At 69.8% G+C, this 21208-nt stretch carries 16 protein-coding genes; 3 read left to right on the top strand and 13 right to left on the bottom strand.

Annotated features, from left to right (window positions below; translation table 11 throughout):
- Position 1 precedes the first annotated feature (1 nt).
- From OIE53_RS27770 to xylA, 5 genes are all read right to left on the bottom strand, one after another.
- A complete protein-coding gene (locus OIE53_RS27770; protein WP_442791361.1) occupies positions 2-1396 on the bottom strand; it encodes an MFS transporter in 1395 nt (464 codons plus the stop codon).
- 49 nt (positions 1397-1445) lie between these two features.
- Positions 1446-2705: a type II toxin-antitoxin system HipA family toxin gene (locus tag OIE53_RS27765; RefSeq protein WP_327024383.1), complete on the bottom strand. Its 1260-nt coding sequence runs from the start codon at positions 2703-2705 to the stop codon at positions 1446-1448.
- Positions 2692-4407, bottom strand: a complete 1716-nt coding sequence (locus OIE53_RS27760; RefSeq protein ID WP_327024382.1) for a DUF262 domain-containing protein — start codon at positions 4405-4407, stop codon at positions 2692-2694. The genes OIE53_RS27765 and OIE53_RS27760 overlap by 14 nt, the downstream gene beginning before the upstream one ends.
- 236 nt (positions 4408-4643) lie before the next feature.
- Entirely contained in the window at positions 4644-6092 is a 1449-nt protein-coding gene (gene xylB, locus OIE53_RS27755) for a xylulokinase (RefSeq protein ID WP_327024381.1), read from the bottom strand.
- An 11-nt stretch (positions 6093-6103) separates the two neighbouring features.
- Positions 6104-7291, bottom strand: coding sequence for a xylose isomerase (gene xylA / locus OIE53_RS27750; protein ID WP_327024380.1), 1188 nt, complete (start codon positions 7289-7291; stop codon positions 6104-6106).
- A gap of 49 nt (positions 7292-7340) precedes the next feature.
- Between xylA and OIE53_RS27745 the strand changes: the two genes are divergently transcribed.
- Together OIE53_RS27745 and OIE53_RS27740 are read left to right on the top strand one after the other, a co-directional pair.
- Positions 7341-8600, top strand: a complete 1260-nt coding sequence (locus tag OIE53_RS27745; protein ID WP_393341203.1) for an ROK family protein — start codon at positions 7341-7343, stop codon at positions 8598-8600.
- Between the two features lie 141 nt (positions 8601-8741).
- Complete coding sequence (locus OIE53_RS27740) at positions 8742-10406, top strand: SpoIIE family protein phosphatase (protein ID WP_327024378.1); 1665 nt, start codon at positions 8742-8744, stop codon at positions 10404-10406.
- 42 nt (positions 10407-10448) lie between these two features.
- On the opposite strand, the gene OIE53_RS27735 is transcribed toward OIE53_RS27740, so the two are convergent.
- On the bottom strand, positions 10449-11000 hold the full coding sequence (locus tag OIE53_RS27735; protein ID WP_327024377.1) for a MarR family winged helix-turn-helix transcriptional regulator: 552 nt from the start codon (positions 10998-11000) through the stop codon (positions 10449-10451).
- Positions 11001-11094: 94 nt separating this feature from the next.
- On the opposite strand from OIE53_RS27735, the gene OIE53_RS27730 reads away from it, so the two are divergent.
- Positions 11095-12222: a PP2C family protein-serine/threonine phosphatase gene (locus tag OIE53_RS27730; protein ID WP_327024376.1), complete on the top strand. Its 1128-nt coding sequence runs from the start codon at positions 11095-11097 to the stop codon at positions 12220-12222.
- 10 nt (positions 12223-12232) lie between these two features.
- Here OIE53_RS27730 and OIE53_RS27725 read toward each other — a convergent pair whose 3' ends face one another.
- The 7 genes from OIE53_RS27725 to OIE53_RS27695 all read right to left on the bottom strand — a co-directional run bounded on the left by OIE53_RS27725 (position 12233) and on the right by OIE53_RS27695 (position 20967).
- The gene (locus OIE53_RS27725) at positions 12233-13720 is read right to left on the bottom strand and encodes a sugar transferase (RefSeq protein WP_327024375.1); all 1488 of its coding nucleotides are present in this window, start codon (positions 13718-13720) and stop codon (positions 12233-12235) included.
- A gap of 206 nt (positions 13721-13926) precedes the next feature.
- Positions 13927-15690: a substrate-binding domain-containing protein gene (locus OIE53_RS27720; RefSeq protein ID WP_327024374.1), complete on the bottom strand. Its 1764-nt coding sequence runs from the start codon at positions 15688-15690 to the stop codon at positions 13927-13929.
- 145 nt (positions 15691-15835) lie between these two features.
- Positions 15836-16873: a lactonase family protein gene (locus OIE53_RS27715; protein WP_327024373.1), complete on the bottom strand. Its 1038-nt coding sequence runs from the start codon at positions 16871-16873 to the stop codon at positions 15836-15838.
- A gap of 94 nt (positions 16874-16967) precedes the next feature.
- On the bottom strand, positions 16968-17570 hold the full coding sequence (locus OIE53_RS27710) for a GTP-binding protein (RefSeq protein ID WP_327024372.1): 603 nt from the start codon (positions 17568-17570) through the stop codon (positions 16968-16970).
- Positions 17551-17940 (bottom strand): DUF742 domain-containing protein, encoded by a 390-nt coding sequence (locus tag OIE53_RS27705; protein ID WP_327024371.1) that lies wholly within the window; start codon positions 17938-17940, stop codon positions 17551-17553. The genes OIE53_RS27710 and OIE53_RS27705 overlap by 20 nt, the downstream gene beginning before the upstream one ends.
- Positions 17930-18349, bottom strand: a complete 420-nt coding sequence (locus tag OIE53_RS27700) for a roadblock/LC7 domain-containing protein (protein WP_327024370.1) — start codon at positions 18347-18349, stop codon at positions 17930-17932. Before OIE53_RS27700 ends, OIE53_RS27705 begins: the two co-directional genes overlap by 11 nt.
- Positions 18349-20967 (bottom strand): sensor histidine kinase, encoded by a 2619-nt coding sequence (locus tag OIE53_RS27695; RefSeq protein ID WP_327024369.1) that lies wholly within the window; start codon positions 20965-20967, stop codon positions 18349-18351. Before OIE53_RS27695 ends, OIE53_RS27700 begins: the two co-directional genes overlap by 1 nt.
- Positions 20968-21208 lie beyond the last annotated feature (241 nt).

Raw genomic sequence — 21208 nt, 5'->3', positions numbered from 1 at the left:
TTCACAGCTTCTCCGCCCGGGTGTGCAGCAACTGGTTGACCTCGGTGATGTCCTTGGGGGAGGTGCGGGCGGCCAGCCAGTACATGATGCCGGTGGGGATGAAGAAGAGCTGGAAGGCGGCCAGTCCGACGGCGTAGTTCAACGGGGGCGGGAAGGCCGCCCGCAGGGCGTGGAAGGCGACCCCGACCAGCCCGTTGCCGGCCGCCCGCCCCACCCCGTTGACCAGGTTGCCCAGGCTGTAGACCGTGCCCCGGTGCTCCGGAGGGTTGGCGTCCGCGATCAGGGCGAACCAGTTCGGGGAGTTCGCCGAGGTCAGCGCCAGGGCCAGCAGGGCGGTGAGCAGGCTCAGCCCGACGGTGGGCTCGGTGACGACACTGGCCAGTACGGCCCGCACCACCGTGCCGGTGCCGGCCCCGTCGGGCACCTCGATGCGGATCGGCACGAAGAACAGCACCAGGTAGAAGGGCAGGGCGGCGAGGATGCCGACCGCGGCCACCGTGGCCCGGCCGGAGAGGGTACGCCGTTGCAGGGCGTCCCCGATCAGACCACCGACGATGGAGAGCACCCCGCCCAGTTGGAACAGGGTGGCGAAGACGCTGCCGACCACGATCGCGGTTTCCATCGAGTAGCCCTGGTCCCGGGCCCGTTCGGCGAAGAGCACCGGCAACCAGACCAGCGACCCGAAGGCGGCCTGGGCGGTGAGGCCCTGGAGGATCAGCCACCGGTTGGTACGCCGACCCAGGATGACCGGCAGGTCCCGGCGACTGATCCGGTAGTCGTAGTCCGCCCCCTCGGCCAGCGCGGCGGCCAGTTCCGGTTCGCTCTGGCCGCGCCGGATGTCGTACGTGAGCAGGTAGGCCGCGGTGGCGACCAGACCGACGACGGTGAGCAGCAGGAACGGACGCCGCCAGTCGACCGCCCCGAGCAGCCCGCCGACCAGGGTGCCGGCCAGGGTGCCCGCCCCCTGGGACAGCCCCCAGAAGCTCATCACCAGGCCCCGACGCCGGGGCGAGATCAGGTCGGTGACCACCGAGAAGCCGACCGAGCCGACCGCCCCCAGCCCCACCGCGGCCAGCAGCTGGGCGGCCAGGAAGGTGGGATAGTTCCCGGCCAGCCCGCTGCCCCCGGTCCCGACCGCCCAGATCAGGGTGCCGATCATGAGCAGGGGCTTGCGGTGGGTACGGTCGCCGAAGTAGGCCCAGCCCACCGCCGCCACCGCGCTGACCAGGAAGCTGACCGCGGTCACCAGGCCCAGCAGGCGCTGCGACACCGCGAAGGACTCGGCGATCGCGCCGTACAGCGGCGGCACCAGGCCGATCGCCACATTGTCCAGCGAGGCGAGCAGCACGAAGACGACGACACTGTAGAAGCGGTGCGCCGCACTTCCCCTTTTCAAGCTACTCAGTTCCAATATTCCTGTTCAGGCAAGGAGAAGCACCGACAAGTCACTGCGCATTCAGCAGACTACAAGCATGCTTATTGATCCACTCATCCATGGCGTCGGCAAATTCGGCCGAATAGCGCATGTTCAGTCGACAGGCCGGCCAGCAATCCACCACTCTCTGCACGGTTTGGGCCGCAACTTCACCCAGATCCGCACCGACCTTCCCGAATCGGTCCCCTAACCGCTTCTCCAGGTTAACGAAAGAAGAAATTCGAATCTTGTCGAAGCGCTTAGTTTTATCGAACCTCAATCCCAAGTCCTCTGGCCCATCCTCCAATGATCTATACAAGTGTGTCGAGACAAGATCGTATGCGGGCGAAAGCCTTGGAATCCGCCCGTTGGGGTAGATTAGGGACCAGTTTTTGAGGTGAGCGTCGCCATTTCCGATAAGAATATTGAAGGTTAATCGTCGCACAAATTCACGCAAAGCGTCCACGTCGCGACCGCGATAAGCAAGTGCGGCTACAGTTTCCATCGATCCTTGATACTTGGCATCCGGGTACACATCACGAACCTGGGCGAAGTCCTCGATATGAATCGAAATCGAACGACGCCCGGCCACCCGATCGAATCGTTTAATCGCGAAGGCCCATTCTTCGGCATTCGGCCACATTCTAACCGGCAAACCTGCCAGCTCATCGCGATGGACTAGTCGAATCTCTGGCACCTCGATACCGACCATCCGAGCCATGGACATCATGGCGAATTCGTTCTGCGGAACATCCGGGTGAACATAGTCGGGAAACTTTACAAGCCAATCGCCGCGATCACCAACCGCAGGTATAGTCAGCCGGTCACCTTGGGCAAGCATCGAAAACTTCAAGGCCACACCAGCAAGTGAGAAACGCCACAATGAATCTATTCTCGAGTCCTTCTTCTGTCCGGAACGTAAGCCCCTCGCCGCCCAGTCTGTCTCCACATCAGGGCCGTCTGCAGAAATGATTTGAACCGCGCCTGGGAGGTCATGGCCGACTTGCGCAAGCAATTCCATTTCCCTATCCAAAGACACCTCACGTTCTGCCGCGATCCACTGCCTTAAGGGTCCCTCGGGAAGAAGATTAGAAAACCAAGGAGGTAACCGAAGCGCAGACGAGTATGGGCTACGGAGGGCCTCCTCGAAGCGTAGACCCAGTACCGGCCGCATGGAGTCGTGAAGGTATCGTTCATTTAGCAAAAAACGCGTGAAGTCGCCTCGCTGGCTGAGGGTCCCGATACGTTCGCCATGCAGCAGAACAGCATAAAACTTCTCAGAAAGTTTCATCCTGAGCATCTTTCAGCTCGTCAAGGTCATCGAACTCCATCGAATCTAACGATGGGGTATCCTCGTAGTCCCATTCTGCCATTCGCTGAAGGAATGCTCGCAGCTGCCGGTTAATCAACTCCTGACGTCCGTTGAGGAATGAATCCCGGTCACCGAAGCCGAGCTGACGCACGATCTGGCGATCTACAGAGAATGATCCCAGCACCGCTTCCCAGGTAGCGTCATCAAGATTCACGGGCTGCTGTGCTAGCAGACTGACGATGTCGTCAACTGGGTCAGTTGCACTTGGAACAAAGATTCTATTAGCAGACCACAACTGCTGCTCCAGAGAAAGGCCACGGGGAAAAATGCGCCTTACTGCAGCGGCGGCAGTAGATTGATCCGCAAGTAACACCGTGAGTTCCTGGGCACCATACGGAACGCCGGTAACGGGGGATCGAGGCTGCAAATCCCACCACGAACAAAGTATGATCTTTGCTCCAGCCTCGTTAGCCTTAAATCGCTCCGGATTGGGCATCGAAGGACGAGCTTCATCCATGGTGGCAATCAGACCACGGACAGACGCCAACTCGTCGCCGGGACGAATGCGCGACGAAAGCGCTCGACTAATCTGAGTGAAGCTTCCTTTGAAGACAGCCGGTCCGGAGACCGCAACGCGCCAGTAGACACGCCGCAACAGCTGCAGATTTCGTTCCTTAGGATTCGGAAAATGAGCAAAGAAGCGGGCAAACACAACCAGCAGAGATCTGTAGGCCAGCAATGAAAGGTGCGGAACTCCGGCGACATTTTGCAGGAAGTTAATCGCTCTAACGAGAGCCTGCTCGCCCTCTGCATAAGCAGTGTCTCGATCCTCACCAGGAAACTCAGCACCGTATCGGCGTCTCGTGTCGTCAAACTCGTTGCGGATCTCCCTTGTGGGGTCAGGGCCTCGTCGAGCGAGAATCGCAGCGAGAACTGTGTCGTCGTCGATAGTTCCGAATCCCGTACGCGCAGCGATACGCTCTGCGATACGGCTAATCGAAAGCCTGTCCTGGGCCCCATCCTCCGGTCCGGCAAAGAGCGCCGAGAAGATCTCTGCTCGACTCAGCCGTTTACCGTAGTTGTTCATGCGGTCAAAAATGTCAGTCAAAATCTCTTCGTCATCTTGCTTGACCAAGTAGGCGGGGACCTTGAACTGACGCAGCAGCTTTGCGATTCGACGTGCTTCCGGAAAGAACTCAGCTACCGCTTGCCCTGGCCCCGCAAACCAATCCAATAGCTTGTCTAAATCAAAGAGCACGGGCAAAGGAATAAACCGAGGCTCGATCATCGTCGGCTGCGGAGCAAACTCTTGCGACCGGAGATCATAAACAATATTGAAAGGCGAATTCCTATTACCTTCAGGATGAAGGGCATTGGCCAGACTAGTAATTCGCTGCTGGCCATCAACCACCCAAAGGGCGTTGTCCGAGGCTGGCGCGGAGATACTTAGGGAGCCAAGGGTGATTTCTTGCGCAGGGGATCTCCTTACCCAGAGCAACAAACTACCAACAGGATAGCCTCGAACTATACTATCAAAAAGCCTTATAACATCTTGCAGGCCCCAACGGAAGTCACGCTGAAAGTGAGGGACGCGAATACCACCGTTCCAAGCCTCGGTGATCAGGTCCTCAAGATCGTAGGTCGCTGCGCTTGGCTGCGTGTCAAGCCTGGCAGTACTCAACTGCCTCTCCCCTCACCAACCAGCCCGATCCTCGCTAGAACCCGAGCTCGGCAGGTCGGCAACTACCGCTGATAAGTATCCGTCGTATCGCGTGACGCGCCCTCAAGCAGGCTAGTCTCTGCCGCACTGCGTGCAGAAGAGACTAGCCTGTTCACGTAGAACGGGGTAGTTGATTGCCAGCTGTCACATACCTTGGCATCGTGCGTCCGCGCTACGCTCCGGGCTTAGGCGCCGCTTCACCCAACCCCGGCAGTACTTCCCGCGTGGAAAGACCGGTCCAGGTGGTGTTCGCGGGCCTGGGCGTAGCGCTCCCGGATGGCCGGGACCGGTTCGGCGGCGTACTCCCGGGTGCCGGCCGGGGTCCAGTCGGGGGCCTCCGTGGTGCCCAGGGCCAGCCAGGCGGCCTGGCGGGCGGCCCCGTCGGCGACGTACTCCCCCGGCGGGGGGACGACGACCGGGCAGCCGAAGACCTGGGCGGCGATCCGGCGTACGGCGGCGGAGCGGGCCCCACCCCCGACCAGGATCACCCGGCGGGCCTGCGCCCCCTGGGCGGCCAGCGCGTCCAGACCGTCCGCCAGGGCGCAGAGCATGCCCTCCACGGCCGCCCGGGCCAGGTGCCCCGGGGTCGAGGTCCGCAGGGTCAACCCGTGCACCGCCCCGGTGGCCGTCGGCCGGTTGGGGGTGCGCTCCCCCTCCAGGTACGGCACCAGCACCAGCCCCTCCGCCCCGGGCGGGGCGGACAGCGCCAGGTCGGCCAGTTCGTCCAGGCCGACCCGCAGCATCCCGGCGGCGGCATCCAGCACCCGGGCCGCGTTGAGGGTGGCGACCAGGGGCAGGAACCGGCCGGTCAGGTCGGCGAACCCGGCTACCGTGCCGCCGGCGTCGGCGGCCGGGGTCTCCGCGATGCTGAAGACCGTGCCGGAGGTGCCGATCGAGACCAGCACGTCACCGGAGCCCGCCCCCACCCCGAAGCCGGCGGCGGCGTTGTCCCCCGCCCCGGGACCGAGCAGGGCCTCGGCGGCACCCGGCAGGGCGGCCGGGTCCAGTCGACCGGCGGACTCGGCCGGACCCAGCACGGTGGGTACCCGCACCACTCGGCCCAGTGCGCGTTCCAGCAGGTCGGGGCGGTACTCGCCGGTGGCCGGCGACCAGTAGCCGGTGCCGCTGGCATCACTGCGATCGGTACGCAGGGCCTCCAGCCCGGGAGCACCGGCCAGCCGCCAGGTCAGCCAGTCGTGAGGCAGGCAGACGGCCGACACCCGGTCGGCGTTGGCCGGCTCGTGTCGGGCCAGCCACCGCAGCTTGGTGACCGTGAAGCTGGCCACCGGCACACTGCCCACGGCCTCGGCCCAGAACTTCCCGCCCCCGGCCTCGGCTACCAGGTCGGCGGCGGCCTCGGCCGAGCGGGTGTCGTTCCACAGCAGGGCCGGCCGGATCACCTGCCCGGCCTCGTCCAGGCAGACCATGCCGTGCTGCTGACCGGCGACGGCGACCGCGGCGACGTCGGCCAGCCCACCGGCGGCCTCGACCGCCGTCTGGAGGGCGGACCACCAGGCCTCCGGGTCGACCTCGGTGCCGTCCGGGTGCGGGGCCCGGCCCTGGCGGACCAGGGCACCGGTCTCCGCGTCCCGGACGACCACCTTGCAGGACTGGGTGGAGGAGTCCACCCCGGCGACGAGCGGCATCCCGTCCGTCCTCAGCGGGCGCCGAGCAGGTGCTCGACGGCGAGCTGGTTGAGCCGGACGAAACCGAAGCCACGGGCGGCCACGGCCTCGACGTCGAACTCCTCGAAGGCGGTGGTGTCGGCGAGCAGCTCGGCGTAGCCCTCGCCCTCGCCGAGGGTCGGCACGGCCAGCTCGGCGACCTTGCTGGCGGCCAGCGCCTCGGCCACCTCCGGGTCGGCCCGGAAGGCCGCGGCCCGCTCCTTGAGCAGCAGGTAGGTGCGCATGTTGGCCGCCGCGGAGGCCCACACCCCGTCGATGTCCTCCGTGCGGGAGGGCTTGTAGTCGAAGTGCCGCGGCCCCTCGTAGGCGGGACCCCCGGCCGGGCCACCGTGCTCCAGCAGGTCGACCAGGGCGAAGGCGTTGAGCAGGTCACCGTGGCCGAAGACCAGGTCCTGGTCGTACTTGACGCCCCGCTGGCCGTTGAGGTCGATGTGGAACAGCTTGCCCTGCCAGAGGGCCTGGGCGATGCCGTGGACGAAGTTGAGCCCGGCCATCTGCTCGTGGCCGACCTCCGGGTTCAGCCCGACCCGCTCGGGGTGGGCGAGGGTGGAGATGAAGGCCAGGGCGTGCCCGACCGTGGGCAGCAGGATGTCGCCGCGCGGCTCGTTCGGCTTGGGCTCCAGGGCGAAGCGCAGGTCGTAGCCCCGGTCGATGACGTACTGGCAGAGCAGGTCGACCGCCTCGCGGTAGCGCTCCAGGGCCGCCTGGACGTCCTTGGCGACGTCGTACTCGCCACCTTCCCGGCCGCCCCACATGACGAAGGTCTTGGCGCCCAGTTCGGCGGCCAGGTCGATGTTGCGCAGCACCTTGCGCAGGGCGTACCGCCGCACCTCACGGTCGTTGCTGGTGAACCCGCCGTCCTTGAACACCGGCTGCTGGAAGAGGTCCGTGGTGACCATCGGCACCACCAGGCCGGTCTCGTCCAGGGCCTTGCGGAACCGGGCGATCTGGGCGTCCCGAGTGGCCGCGTCCGAACCGAAGGGGATGAGGTCGTCGTCGTGGAAGGTCACCCCGTACGCGCCCAGCTCGGCGAGCCGGTGCACCGACTCCACCGGATCGATGGCGGTACGGGTGGCGTGGCCGAACGGGTCGCGGCCCTGCCAGCCGACCGTCCAGAGCCCGAAGGAGAACTTGTCGGCGGGGGTGGGACGGGGTGCCATGACAGACCTCCGGTGGTGTCGTCCGCTATTTGTTCAGTGGTTGAATTAAATGGTGGTGATGTGGCAGTGTCAAGAGGTGATCCCCTCCGCAGCCCCGGCCGGCGCGGTGCGCCAGGGCAGCCTCCGCGAACTGAACCTGGCCCTCGTGCTCGGCCGGATCGCCGCCGCCCCCCGACCCCCCTCACGGGCCTCGCTGGCGGCCGAGACCGGCCTGACCCGGGCCACGGTCTCCGCCGTGGTGGAGGACCTGGTCGCCGGGCGACTGGTCACCGAGGCGGAGCCCCAGCCGCGTACCGGGGCCGGCCGACCGGCTCGTGGTCTGGTGCTGGCCGGTGACGGCCCGGCCGGGTTGGGGCTGGAGGTCAATGTCGACTATCTGGCCGCCTGCGTCGTGGACCTCACCGGCGAGGTCCGGCACCACAGCGTGCACCGCGCCGATCTGCGGCCGATCTCCCCCGCCGACGCGCTGAGCCGGCTGGTGCGGCTGGCCACCGAGGCCCGGGCCGCCGCCGAGGCGCAGGGCCTCATCCTGGCCGGCGCCGCCCTGGGGGTGCCCGGTCTGGTCGACGACGCCGGGCTGGTCCGCCTGGCCCCCAACCTGGGCTGGCGTGACGTGCCGGTGCCCGAACTGCTGGCCGGGCATCCCCCGCTGACCGAGATGATCGACGGGGTGCCGCCGCTGGTGGTGGACAACGAGGCCAACCTGGCCGCGCTGAGCGAGTTGCACGCCGGCGCCGGTCCGGGCAGCTTCCTGCACATCTCCGGTGAGGTCGGCATCGGCGCCGGCATCGTGCTCGACGGTGCCCTGTACCGGGGGGCCCGGGGTTGGAGCGGGGAGATCGGCCACATCCCGGTACGCCCGGACGGGCCCGCCTGCCGGTGCGGGGGCCGGGGCTGCCTGGAGCAGTACGCCGGCCAGGAGTCGATCCTCGCGGCGGCCGGCCTGGCCGGGGCGGACCTGCCGGCCGACACCGCCCCGAACCGGCTGGCCGAGCTGGCCGAGGCGGGCGACGCGCAGGTGCTGCGGGCCCTGCACGAGGCCGGAACGGCCCTCGGGGTGACCGTGTCCAGTGTGGTCAACCTGCTGGACCTGGACACGGTGGTGCTCGGCGGCGGCTACGCCCCCCTGGCTCCCTGGCTGCGCCCGCCAATGCTCGCGGAGATCGACCGCCGGGTGCTGACCGCGGCCTGGTCCCCGGTGACCGTCCGGCCGGCGACCCTCGGGGCCACGGCCGCCGTCGTCGGCGCGGCCGGTTCGGTGGTACGCCGGATCATCGCCCGGCCGGTGGCCTGGTTGGCCCGGCTGTAGCCCTACCACCTCCATTGCGTCCAGGCGGGTCCCTGGGGCACTTCGGTACGCTTGCCCCCAGGCAACCATGACCGTGACCCGGAGGAGCGACACCACCGGAATGCGCACATCCCGACAGCGCAGGACGCACCGCGAGCCGGAATGACCAGCACTCGTGAGGGCCGAGTCGCCGGCCCCGCCCGCCGTGACAAGGCCAGCCAGGGCAGGGCGGAGCGACCGGAGCCGGCCGACCGCCTGGACCTGGCCGGTGAAGTTCTCGACGGGCTGGCCGAGGCGGTGCTGACCGTCGACGGCGACGGGCTGGTCAGCACCGCGAACGCGGCCGCCAGGAGACTGCTGCCCGAGCTGGGCCCCGGCACCGATCTGGCCACCTGCGCGGTGCCGGCACTGGCGACCGCGACCGCCGCCGGGCACCCCTACTTCGAGGGTGAACACCGCAGCCGACGCCTTCGCGGGGTACGCCGGGCCCTGCCCGCCGGCCGTTGCGTCTGGTACGTGCGGGACGTCACCGAGGAGTGGGGCGACACCAAGGCGCTGCGCGCCGAACGCCGTCGTACCGCCTTCCTCGCCGACGCGGGTCGGCGCCTGGGCCTGGCGCTGCACCGCGACCAGGCGCTGCGCGCCGCCGCCACCCTCCCGGTGCCCTACCTGGCGGACCTGGCCCTGGTCGTACACCTGCCGCCGGTTCCCGCCGAGCAACGGCCGCACTGGATCCGATACACCGAGGGGCAGCCCGGCCCGGTGACCGGGGATTCCGACTGGAGTCTGACCACAGCCCTGCCCGGGCTCGCCGAGGCCCTGGACGGCGGATGCCCAGCGCCCGGCCCCTGGTCGGTGGCGGCGCAGCAGGACCTGGACCCGGTCTTCGCCGCCGACCTCGACCGGGAGGCGACCCTGCTGGTCAGCCCGATGCCGGGGGCCGGCCGGACGGTCGGGGCCCTGGTGCTGCTGCGACACCCCGGGCGTACCGGCTTCGACCCCCGGGATGTCGAGCTGGCCCGTGAGTTCGCCGCCCGGGCGGGCGCCGCCCTGACCATGGCCGAGTTGTACGACGAGCAGGCCCACCTGGCCCGGGTGCTGCAGAACAGCCTGCTGCCGCCGGAGCTGCCCCGGGTGGCCGGGCTGGAGGTCGCGGGGGGTTACCGTGCCGCCGGGGACAGCCTGCGGATCGGGGGCGACTTCTACGACCTCCTACCCTCCGAGGGCGGGGTGTTGTTCGCCCTGGGTGACGTCTGCGGCAAGGGGGTCGGCGCGGCCGTGCTGACCGGCCGGGTACGGCAGTCCCTGCAGACCCTGCGGCTGGTGGAACAGCAGCCGTTGAAGCTGCTGCGGCTGCTCGACCGGGCCCTGCTGGACATGCCGGACGCCGCCCGACGCAGCCAGTTCACCACCCTGCTGCTGGGCAGCCTGAGCCAGGATCCCGAGGGCGGCCTGCGGGTCCGGGTCGCCGGGGGCGGGCATCCGGCGCCCCTGGTGGTCGACCCCGACGGCACGGTGACCCGGGTACCGGTGGGTGGAATGCCGGTGGGGGCCCTGCCGGAGGCCCGGTTCACCGAGGTCGAACTGCGGCTGCCGCCCGGTGCGGTGCTGTTCACCCACACCGACGGGGTCACCGAGGCGCGCGGCGGGCCGCACGGTGCGGAGATGTTCGGCGAGCGACGGCTGCACCAGGCCCTCGCCTCCGGTGCCGGGCTGCCGCCCAGCGCCCTGGTCGAGCGGGTGCTGCGCCTGGTCGACGAATGGTCCGCCGGGCAACGGCACGACGACGTGGCGATGCTGGCGGTGACCCCCCGAAAGCCCGACTGACCCCCGGCCAGGGCGGGTCAGGCCGCGCGAGCAGCGGGGGCGTCAGGCCGTACGGGAGACCGGGGTGTCCCCGTTCGACCAGCTCAGCGGAGTGTCGACGACCTCGCGGACCTCCCCGCAGTGCGCGGAGCCCGGCTCCTCCGGCTGCGGCACCAGCGAGGACACCGGCCGGACCACCCGCGCCCGGGCCACCTCGTCGAACTCCTGGAGACCTCGCAGCAGGGCCGTACGCCCCTCCGGGGTCATGTCGCCCAGGATCGCGGCCAGGTGCTGCCGACGGTCCTCGCGCAGCTCGGTCAGGAGGCTGCGGGCCTCGGCGGTCAGGTGCAGGGAGATCTCCCGCCGGTCCGCCCGGCCGGGCTCACGCTCCAGCATCCCGGCGGCGACCAGCCGGTCGCAGAGGCGACTGGCCGAGGAAAGTAACATGTCCAACCCGGCCGCCAGCCGGCGAAGGTTGATCCCGTCCTGCCGCTCGACGAGCATCACGGCACGAAGCTGGGCGGTGGAGATGCGGTTCGCTGTGCGCTCCCGGGCACCGTCCCAGACGGTCAGCAGGGCGCCCGCCGCGACATCCACCTCGGCAGCCATACTCATCTCGGATCCTGGAAAACCATGCAGTTCCGCCATCGTGCGCCTGAGCGTACTCCGATTCTGTCGGTCGATGGGCTTGTGATCAAGGAGATGCCCCATGAGCGATCCGGTCGATCAAGCCCGCACCGTGCTCACCGCCGCCCCCGCGGATCTCCTGCTGAGCCGGATCAGAGAGCTGCTCGACCAGCGGTACGGCATGGTGGAGGTCGACCTGCTCCAGGTCGACTACCGGCTGGCCGCCCTGCTGCCGCTCACCGCCGGGGAGGCGGTGACCGAACCGGGCCACCCGGCCTGGCGGTGCTTCGACCACCAGAGCCCGATGTACGTCGAGGGCACGGCCTATCTGCCGGTCAGCATGCGCGGCGAACGACGTGGCGTGCTGCGGGTGCGGCCGGTCGCGGACGAGAGCCTGCTGCCGGAGCTGGCCGAGATCGGCACCGCCCTGGCCCACGAGCTGACCGCGGTGGACCCCGGCACGGACGTCTACCGCATCGCCCGGCGTACCCGGCGGCTCACCCTCGCCGCCGAGATGCAGTGGGAACTGCTGCCGGGCCGCAGCCGGATGCGGCCCTCCTTCAGCCTGGCCGGGCAGTTGGAACCGGCGTACGCGGTGCGCGGGGACAGCTTCGACTGGTCCGACGACGGCAACCGGGTGTGGACCGCCACCATCAACGGCATGGGCTCGGGGGTCGCCGCCTCGATGCTCACCACCCTGGCCACCTGCGCCCTGCGCAACGCCCGCCGGGCCGGCATCTCCCTGGCCGATCAGGCCGCCCTGGCCGACCAGGCGATCTACGCCCTGCACCGGGGCGAGCAGTACCTGGCCACCCTGCTGATCGAGGTGGATCTGCACAGTGGACTGCTCACCGCGGTCGACGCGGGCTCTCCCCGGCTCGTCCTGCTCCGGGCCGGCGAGGTCAGGGTGCAGTCGTTGGAGGAGCAGTTCCCGCTGGGCATGTTCGAGGGGTCGCACTATCGCGAGCAGCACCTCCAACTGGAGCCCGGTGACCGCCTCTTCATGATCAGCGACGGGGTGCTCGACGCCACCGGGCAGGAGGTCCGTTACGGGCAGAGCGCGCTGGATCGGATGCTGCGTCGTACCGCCCCGATGAGCCCGCTGGACGCGGTCCGGGCCCTCCTGGGGGACCTGCGGGCCTTCGTCTCGGCCGATCTCACCGACGACGCGGTGATCGTCTGCCTGGACTGGTACGGGCCCCAGCCGTGAGCGCCACGGCTCAGTAGGCGCCCCGGCTGTTGACCACCGCGCCGAAGGTCTTCCACAGGATCGTCAGGTCGGCCGCCAGCGACCAGTTCTCCACGTAGTAGAGATCCAGCCGGATGCCGTCCTCCCAACTCAGATCCGACCGGCCGCTGACCTGCCAGAGACCGGTCATGCCGGGCTTGACCAGCAGTCGGCGGGCCACATCGCCGTCGTAGCGGGCCACCTCGGAGGGCAGCGGAGGACGCGGCCCGACCAGACTCATCTGCCCCAGCAGCACATTGACCAGTTGCGGCAGCTCGTCCAGCGACCACTTGCGCAGCAGCCGCCCGACCCGGGTCACCCGGGGGTCGTCGCGCATCTTGAACATCAGGCCGTCGGTCTCGTTGCGCGCGGCCAGCTCGGCCAGCAGGACGTCGGCGTTGACCACCATGGTCCGGAACTTGAAGACCCCGAACTCCTCGCCCCCCTGCCCGACCCGGGTCTGCCGGAACAGCACCGGCCCCCGGCTGTCCAGCTTGATGGCCAGAGCGATGAACACCAGCAGGGGCAACAGCAGAGCCACCGCCACCAGCGAGATGGACCGGTCGACGAAACCCTTGACCAGCTTGCGGGTGCCCCGGAACTCCGGGGCCTCCACGTGGATCAGCGGCAGGCCGGCCACCGGGCGGGTGTGGATGCGCGGGCCGGCGACATCGGTCAACGCCGGGGCCAGCACCAGGTCGATTCCGGTGCCCTCCAACTGCCAACCCAGCCGACGCAGGCGGGCGGCGGTGAGTTCCCCGCTGGCGGTGACGGCGACCGTGTCCGCGCCGATCGCGGCGGCGGCCTCCGGGATGCCCCGGAAGGAGCCGACCACGGGCACGTCGCCGAGTCGCTGGGCCACCGGTGCCAGCAGGGCGTCCGGGATGCAGGCACCGACCACCTGATAACCGGCGTACGGTTCCCGGCGCAGGGTGTGCACCAGTTCCAGTACGTGCGCGGTGTCGCCGACCACCAGCACCCGGCGGGACCAGCCGGCCCCGGTCGAGCGGGCCCGGTGCAGGCGCTTGCGGGCGGCGAACCGGGCCAGCTCAAGGCCGACCAGCCCGACCGCGAACGAGATCGCCAGGAAGCCCCGGGACACCCCGACGTCGGCGATGTAACCGGCGATGGCGACCGCCCCGGCCAGGCGGAGGCTGGCCATGCTGACCCGCCGGTACTCGTCCGCGCCGTAGCCGATCACCCGGTCGTCGTAGCAGCGCATCGCCTTCAGCGACAGCAACCAGGCCAGGACGAGGGCGGGAGCCACCAGGACGTAGGGCACGTGGGTGCCCCGTGGGGCGGCCTCACCGAAGCGGGCCGCGTAGCCGGCGAGCACGGCCAGGGTGAGGACGGTGGCGTCCAGCACCACCAGGGTTCGCACGTACGCCCGCTGCCCACCGCGCAGCGAGCTGCTCGATGACGACGTACCGTCAGGGTGTGTTGAAGATCTGGCCGGGGTCAACAGCGTCGCCGAGGTCACCAGCCCTCCCACTTCGCTCGCCGACGGCACGGCTCCAGCTCGACGGTAAGCCGGAACTGCCGGTGCACGACGACATCCTCTCCTGAGAACTATGCCGAGCAATTGCTTCGGACGTATTGCCGTCACTTGCAGCCCCAGCAAACCAGCCGTAATTGGTCTGTGGTATAGGATTCACCCCCGCACCACGGTTCTTACTGAGGCACGACTTAGGCGGGCGCCTTCCGCAGGGCGATGGCTCGTAGGAAGATGTCCCCGATCTTAGTCGGGTCCGCGGCGATGAAGGCACCCCCACCGGCGCTCTGCGCGATGGTGTCCAGCTCCGCCTTGCTGACCTCCGTGCCGATGCCGATGATGATCACCTGGATCGGCTGGTCCGGGTCCTTGATCCGCTTCAGCTCGGCGAGCAGTTGCCGCTGCGAGACACCGTCGGCGTCCTCGTTCTTGCCGTCGGTGAAGAGGACGATCGAGTTGACCTTGCCCGGTTCCCAGTTCTGCTGCACGTTCTGGTACGCGGCCAGCAGGGTGTCGTACAGGCCGGTGTCGCCGCTGGAGGAGGTGATCGTGTCCAGGCTGCGCTCCAGGGAGCTGCGCTGCCGGGACAGCGGGCCGGTCGGCACGACCTCCCGGTAGTCACGCGCCCCGTCCAGGTTGGTGGAGAAGACCCACAGACCGATCGACCAGGAATCGTCGAACAGGTTCAGGCCCCGCCGGGCGGCTTCTGCGGTGACCTGCTGGCGGGTGGCGCCGTTGGCGGTCGGCACGGCCTTCTTCATCGAGCCGGAGACGTCGATGATGCAGAGCATCCGGCCGGAGAGGGTGGCGATGGACCAACTGGAGACGGCCCGCTCCACCGCGTCCGGGGCCAGGCCACCGGCGGCGATGCCGCCCTGGGGAGGCGGCGCGGCGGAGGAGTCACCGCTGGCCGGGCTGGGTGCGCCCTGCGGGGGCTGGAAGCCACTGCCCCAGTTGCCGTCCGGCCCACGCAGCCCCTGGGCGGCCAGCCGGTCCTTGAACGAGGGGGTGGTCAGCACCTCGAACAGCACCCGCGCGGCGGAGGCCTTGGCCGGTTCGATGCCCGGCAGCACCGCGTACGGGTAGTCCAGCGGCAGCGGCGACGGCTTCAGGTACAGCGCCGCCAGCGGCACCGGCGGCTTCTTGGCGTTGTACCGGATGACGTTCTCTTCGGACAGTGCCGCCGCCCCGAGGGCGCTGGCCAGGGTGGTGGCGTCCGGGGCGGTGGGGAACTTGGCCAGCAGGTCCTGGCGCAGGGCCGAGGCACCGGAGGCCAGCGCCCGCAGGGCGCCGATGCGGTCCTGCTCGGCGGTCGCACCCCCGGCGGAGGAGGCCGCCGTCATCAGCGACAGCAGTCCGGACAGGCCGGCGGCGTCGCGGGTCGGCTCGACGATGCCGGTCTTCAACGGCCGGTCGCTGTTGACCCGGGTCAGCAGCTCGGTCCAGCCGATTTCCTCCTGCGGCCAGCCCAACCGCTCGGCGGTCGGTTCCGGCATGGCGACCACCACCGGGCTGCTGGCGACGGAGGCACCGTTGCCCGGTGCGAAGGCGGCCGCGCCGCCGGTCTGCAGCCGCAGCAACCAGGTGGAGGAGTCCGGGATCCAGACGTCCGGGCTGACCGCCGTGCCGCTGGCCTGACCGACCCCGGCCAGGGTGGCCCCGTGCTTGGCCGCCACCACCGCGGCGACCTCTACCGCGTCGGCCGCCGCCACGGTCACGTCGATGCAGGTCCCGTCGACCGCGGCGCCGTTCTGCTCCCACTCGGTGGCCGCCGCGTCGACAGCGGGTGCGAGTTCGGTCGAGACCGCGACGGACAGTTCGATCTTGCCAGCGCAGTCCGGGCCGGCAAGCTGCCGATAGCCCACCCACCCACCGGCGGTGACGACGAGCACGCCGACCGCGGCTGCGGCGGCGGCGCCGTGGAAACCTGAACGCATGCGATGGCGGCCTGCTGACACGCTGACCATCTTCCGGACCTGACCATGGGACTGCCATGGCCGTTCGGACGAAAGTTACAGAGGAGAAACAGTTTACCGTGATTTAGTAACTCTGAGTGATGACTCAACGGCGCAATGTGGATTCATCAATGTCCAACACCCACGATCAGGGCAGAACGCAAGTAGGGCTGGGAATCGTCAGCGGCTCCCCGACCGCCACCGGCACCCCGCTCTCCCGGTCGATCCGGAAGGTACGCACCATGTCCGCCCGCTCGTCGGCGACATACAGATGGTCCCCGACCATCGCGAAATGCCGGGGCCACTCGCCGCCGGTAGCCACCTCCTCGACCAGTTTCGGCAGCCCAGACCCCAGCGCGAAGACGGCGATGGTGCCTACCCCCCGGTTGGCCAGGTAGAGGAAGCGCCCCTCGGCGTCCACCGCGATCTCCGACGGTTGGACGTGCCCGGCCCGTTCGCTGGCCTCGACCCGCCCCGACTGGTGCCACCCGCCCTCCTCGGTCAGCTCGTAGGCCAGCACCGAGCCGTCCAGCTCCCCGCAGACGTAGCAACGCCGGCCGTCGGGATGCCTGGCCAGGTGCCGGGGGCCGGCCCCGGCGGGGGTACGCACCCGGGGTGCCCGGGGGACCAGCCGCCCGGAGGCCGGGTCGAGGTCGTACCGGTAGATGGAGTCCGTGCCGAGATCCACCGCGAGGATCGGTCGGCCCTCGGCCCCGGGGGCGACCATGTGCGCGTGCGGCCCCTCCTGGCGCTCGGGGTTCGGGCCGTGGCCGGTGTGCTGCACCAGGTCACTACGGTCGCCCGGCACCCCCTCGGGGTCCAGCGGGAAGACCGTCACGCTCCCGCCGCCGTAGTTGGCCACGAGCAGGTTCCGACCCTCCGGCGACACCGCCAGGTGGCAGGGATCGGCTCCGCCGGTGGCCCACGAGCCGATCGCGGTCAGGTCCCCCTCGGGCCCCACCCGCCAGGCGCTGATCGTGCCCTCGGGCAGCTCGTTGACCGCGTACAGCACGGGCCGGGTGGGATGGCGGGTGAGAAACGACGGCGAGGCGGTGACCGCGACCGTGCCCAGGGAGGTCAGCTCGCCGGTTTCCGGGTCACGCGAGGCGGCGACGATCCCGGTGCCCCGCCCGCCGCTGTGCGCCGTGTACCCGCCGATGTGAACGATCTCGCCTCGACCTGCCACCAGGTGCCACCTCTCCGCCGAACTGCCTAGGTCCCATCAGACCCCTTCCCCCCGACACCGGCGGTTAGACCTGCCGCCGCCGGCCTTCGCCGGGTCAGGCCGCCGGCACCGGTTCGCCCCGCTGCCGGGCCACGTGCTCGACCAGGGAGATCAGCACAGCCTTGCCGGACTGCCGGTCCCGGGCGTCGCAGAGCACCATCGGCACCTCCGGGTCCAGGTCCAGGGCTCGGCGTACGGCCTCCAGGCTGAACCGCTGCGAGCCGTCGAAGCAGTTGACCCCGACGACGAACGGCACCCCCCGCTGCTCGAAGTAGTCGATCGAGGGAAAGCAGTCGGCCAGTCGCCGGGTGTCGGCGAGCACCACCGCCCCCAACGCCCCGAAGGCCAACTCGTCCCAGAGGAACCGGAAGCGGTCCTGCCCCGGGGTACCGAACAGGTACAGCTGGAGGTCCTCGTTGATGGTGATCCGCCCGAAGTCCATCGCCACCGTGGTCGTCGACTTGCCCTCCACCCCGGAGATGTCGTCGGTGTCGATGCCGGCCCCGGTCAGGATCTCCTCGGTCTGCAGCGGCCGCACCTCACTCAACGCGCTGACCAGGGTCGTCTTGCCGGCGCCGAAGCCACCGGCGATGAGGATCTTCAACGCCAGGGGGACCCGGGGGTCCCGATAATCGGCGTCATAGCGCACGGAGTCCATCCACCACCGCCTTGAGGATGTTGTTGTCGGGCAGGTACGTGGCGCGCGGCGGCTGTTGCACGGCGACCAGTCCCCGGGACAGCAGATCACCGAGCAGTACCCGGACCACACCCACCGCCAGGTCAAGGTCGGCGGCGAGTTCCACCACCGGGGTGCCCCGGCCCGCCAGGGCCACCAACAGCCGGTGCTCGGGATGCAGTTCCGGGAACGCCCCCAGATCCGGGTTCGGCTTCGCCAACACGTACGCGACCAGGTCGAAACCGTCCGCGCAGGAGCGCACCCGGCCACCGGTCAGGGTGTACGGCCGGACCACCGGCCCGGCATCCCCGTCAAGCCACTCGTGCCGGTGCCCGGACAACTCAGTCCGCATCGGCGGCACCCATCGACGCCCGCACCGGTGCCTGGAGGTTCTCCCCCACCCTGGTCACCAGCATGGCCATCTCGTACGCCACCAGGCCGATGTCCGCGTCCGTGTCGCTGGCCACCGCCAGGCAGGCGCCCTGTCCGGCGGCGGTCACGAACAGGTACGCCGACTCCATCTCCACCACCGTCTGCCGCACCGGCCCACCGCCCAACTGTCGGCTGGCACCCCGCGCCAGGCTGGCCAGCCCGGAGGCCAGGGCACACAGATGTTCGGCGTCGGCACGGTCCAGTTCGGCGGAGGAGCCGAGCAGCAGCCCATCCGCCGAGAGCACCACTGCCCGCCGCGCGGCGGGCAGTCGCTCCACCAGATCGTCGAGCAACCAGTCGAGATTGGCACTCTGCCTCGTCGATTGCATCAGGCGTCCCTCTCAGTAACGGTCGGGGATTGCACGGTGACCGGTCCGCCGGTCGACGGTCCAGCCTCCTCGGTGGTCGATTCCCGGCGGGTGGCGGCGCTCTGGTCCGATCGGGGCTGGGCGCCCCCTCCCGCCTCCCCGGCGACCGGGGCCGGTCGACCCTCGGCCGTACCGGCGGCGGCCTGCCGGCCCCGGGCGGTGCCGGACTGCAAGGCGGACATGAACCGCCGCGCCTCCTGCGGGCTGCGCGGCGTCGGCTCGCCCACCCGGGCGGTGCTGCCGTGGGGTGCCGTCACCGACGGCCGCCGGTCGGCCGGTCGCTGGGCCAGCGCGGGCAGTTGCACGGTGGGTGAGTTCACCCCGGCGGAGGCCTGGTCCGTGCCGGGCGGGGGTGCGGCCGTGGTTGCGGAGACCTCCTCGGCCGTGGCCTTCGTCGGCTCGGCGCCGGGGCCGGTCGTGGCTCCGGCCGGCGGACGTCGCCGGATCCGCCGGGGCAGCCCGTCGGACTCGGCCGGCCCCACGGTCGAGGCCTGGCGCGGCCCGCCCCGGCTCTCCGCGGCCGGTGAGCGCCAGCCCTTCGAGGTAGCAGCCGTTCGGCTGCGGGGTCGGGGCACGGTGGCCAGTCGGCTGGCCCGCGCCAGCCGCCGCTGCTCCATGGCGCCCTCGTCGCCGCTGTCCGCGGCGTCCAGGGCGGGCAGCGGCGAGGGCTCGGTGGTGATCAGGTCGGCGGGGATCAACACCACTGCGGTCATCCCGGCGCCCTCCGACCGGCGCAGTCGCACCCGGATGCCGTGCCGGCCGGCGAGTCGGGCCACCACGAACAGGCCTAGGCGGGCGGTCTCGGCCGGGTCGAACTCCGGCGCCCGGGCCAGCTTGCGGTTGGCCTCCTCGATGGCCGCCGCGGTCATGCCCAGGCCCTGGTCGGAGACGGACAGGGCGTACCCGTTTGCGACATGCTCACCGGAGACCGTCACCCGCGACTGCGGCGGGGAGAAAGTGGTCGCGTTCTCGATCAGCTCGGCGAGCAGGTGGATGATGTCCCCGACCACCCGCCCCGCCGTGCCGGCGGACTGCAAGGAGGTGATCTCGACCCGATCGTACGACTCGACCTCGGAGATCGCCCCCCGGATCAGATCCACCATGGCCACCGGCTCACGCCAACCGCGCCCCGGGATGGCCCCGGCCAGGATGACCAGATCCTCCGCGTGCCGGCGCAGCCGGGTGGCCAGGTGGTCGACCCGGAACAGCTCGGCCAGATGGTCCGGATCCTCCGCGTCGCGTTCCAGCCGATCCAGCAGGGCGATCTGCCGGTGCACCAGGCCCTGGCTACGGCGGGCGATGTTCAGGAAGACCTCGTTGAGCCCACGGCGCAGGGTGACCTCGACCTGGGCGGCCCGGATGGCGGCCTTCTGCACCTCCGTGAAGGCCTGGGCCACCTGCCCGATCTCGTCGGTGCCCTCGTCGACCACGGGTGCCTCCCGGTCGACATCGACCTGTTCGCCCCGGCGCAGTCGGTCCACCACCTCCGGCAGGCCCTTCTCCGCGGTCTCCGTCAGCCGCCCGCGAACCAGGGTCAGCCGCCGGGCCAGCGACCGGCCTACCCGCACGGCCACCACCAGCGACACCACCACGGCGATCAGACCCAGCACCCCGGCGCCGGCCAGCCGGGCCAGGATGCTCACCGCTATCGGCACCGACCGGTCGGCCAGTCCGTCGGCCTGGGTCAGCTCGAAGTCCCGCAACGACTGCTGCACGGTGTCATAGCCGGACTGCCAGGCCCGCGCGTCGACCGTGATCCGGCCCGCCGGACCGGCGGCGATCAGCTCGTCCTGCATCGCGCGCAGCCGACCGAACCCCTCCTGCTCCGCCAGCCGCTGGTAGGCGGCCTGTTCCGGGCCGGGCAGGTCGGCGACCGCCGACTGGATGAGAAACCACTGGTTACCGATGCTCTGCACGAGCATGGTGTGCTCGCCCTTGGCGAAGCCCCCGGCGGCCAAAGCCCCGGCCAGCAGGGCATCGGTCTGCCCGAGCAGTTCCCGGGAGCGGCCCAGGTCCGTCAGGGCCCGCGCCTCCCGGTTGAGATTCTGGTCGGGCAGGTTCGCCAACGCCTCGAAGGTGTGGAAGGCGGCCGAGACCAGGTCGCTGTAGAGGCCTACCGCGCCGATCCGGTCCAACTCCCGGCGGTCGATCGCCGCCCGTCCCGCCGGCAGCCCCGCCAACCTGTCGAGCAACCGGTCCAGTCGGGCTTCGAGCAACTCACCGGCGGCCTCTCGGAACTTCTCTCCGGCCACCCGGCGGCGCAGTTGCTCCACCGCGACGTCGGTACGGTCCCGCTGCTCGCCCAGGGCCGGCACCACGCACCCGGCCGACTGCTTGGCGCAGTCCGCCCGGGAGGATGCCAGGTGCACCACGGACAGCCGCCGCTCGCGCTGCAACTCGGCCACCACGGTCTCGCCGGGCCGCCCCAGGTCGTAGAGCAGGGTCCGGGCGGACAACAGGTCGAGGGCCGGTCCGAAGGTGAGGGTGGTGGCGAAGATCCACAAGGCCAGCAGGGCGGTCACCGGCACGACGACCAGGGCGGTCAGCTTGGAGCGGATCGGCCAGTCGCGGGTGTTCAATCGGACCTCGCCCGGAAGGGTGGCTGGAGGGGCTCCGGCACGGCCGGGCAGCACCTTTGCCGGATGCACCCCAGTTGTCCCCCGGGGCGCCGGCTCGGGCGCCTTGGGCAGGATACGTAATCCGCGCTCGCCGCACTACCGTCCGTCGAGACGACCGGTACGTTGACGATCGTTCGGTTGACCCCCATTGCGCCCGAATCCGTGCGAACCGGTCTTCCGTGCAGGCCCTCGCCGACGGCAC

The organism is Micromonospora sp. NBC_01739 (assembly GCF_035920385.1).
Classification (GTDB): Bacteria; Actinomycetota; Actinomycetes; order Mycobacteriales; family Micromonosporaceae; genus Micromonospora.
Note: the sequence above shows the minus strand (reverse complement) of the source record. Positions and strands in the feature narration are given on the sequence as shown.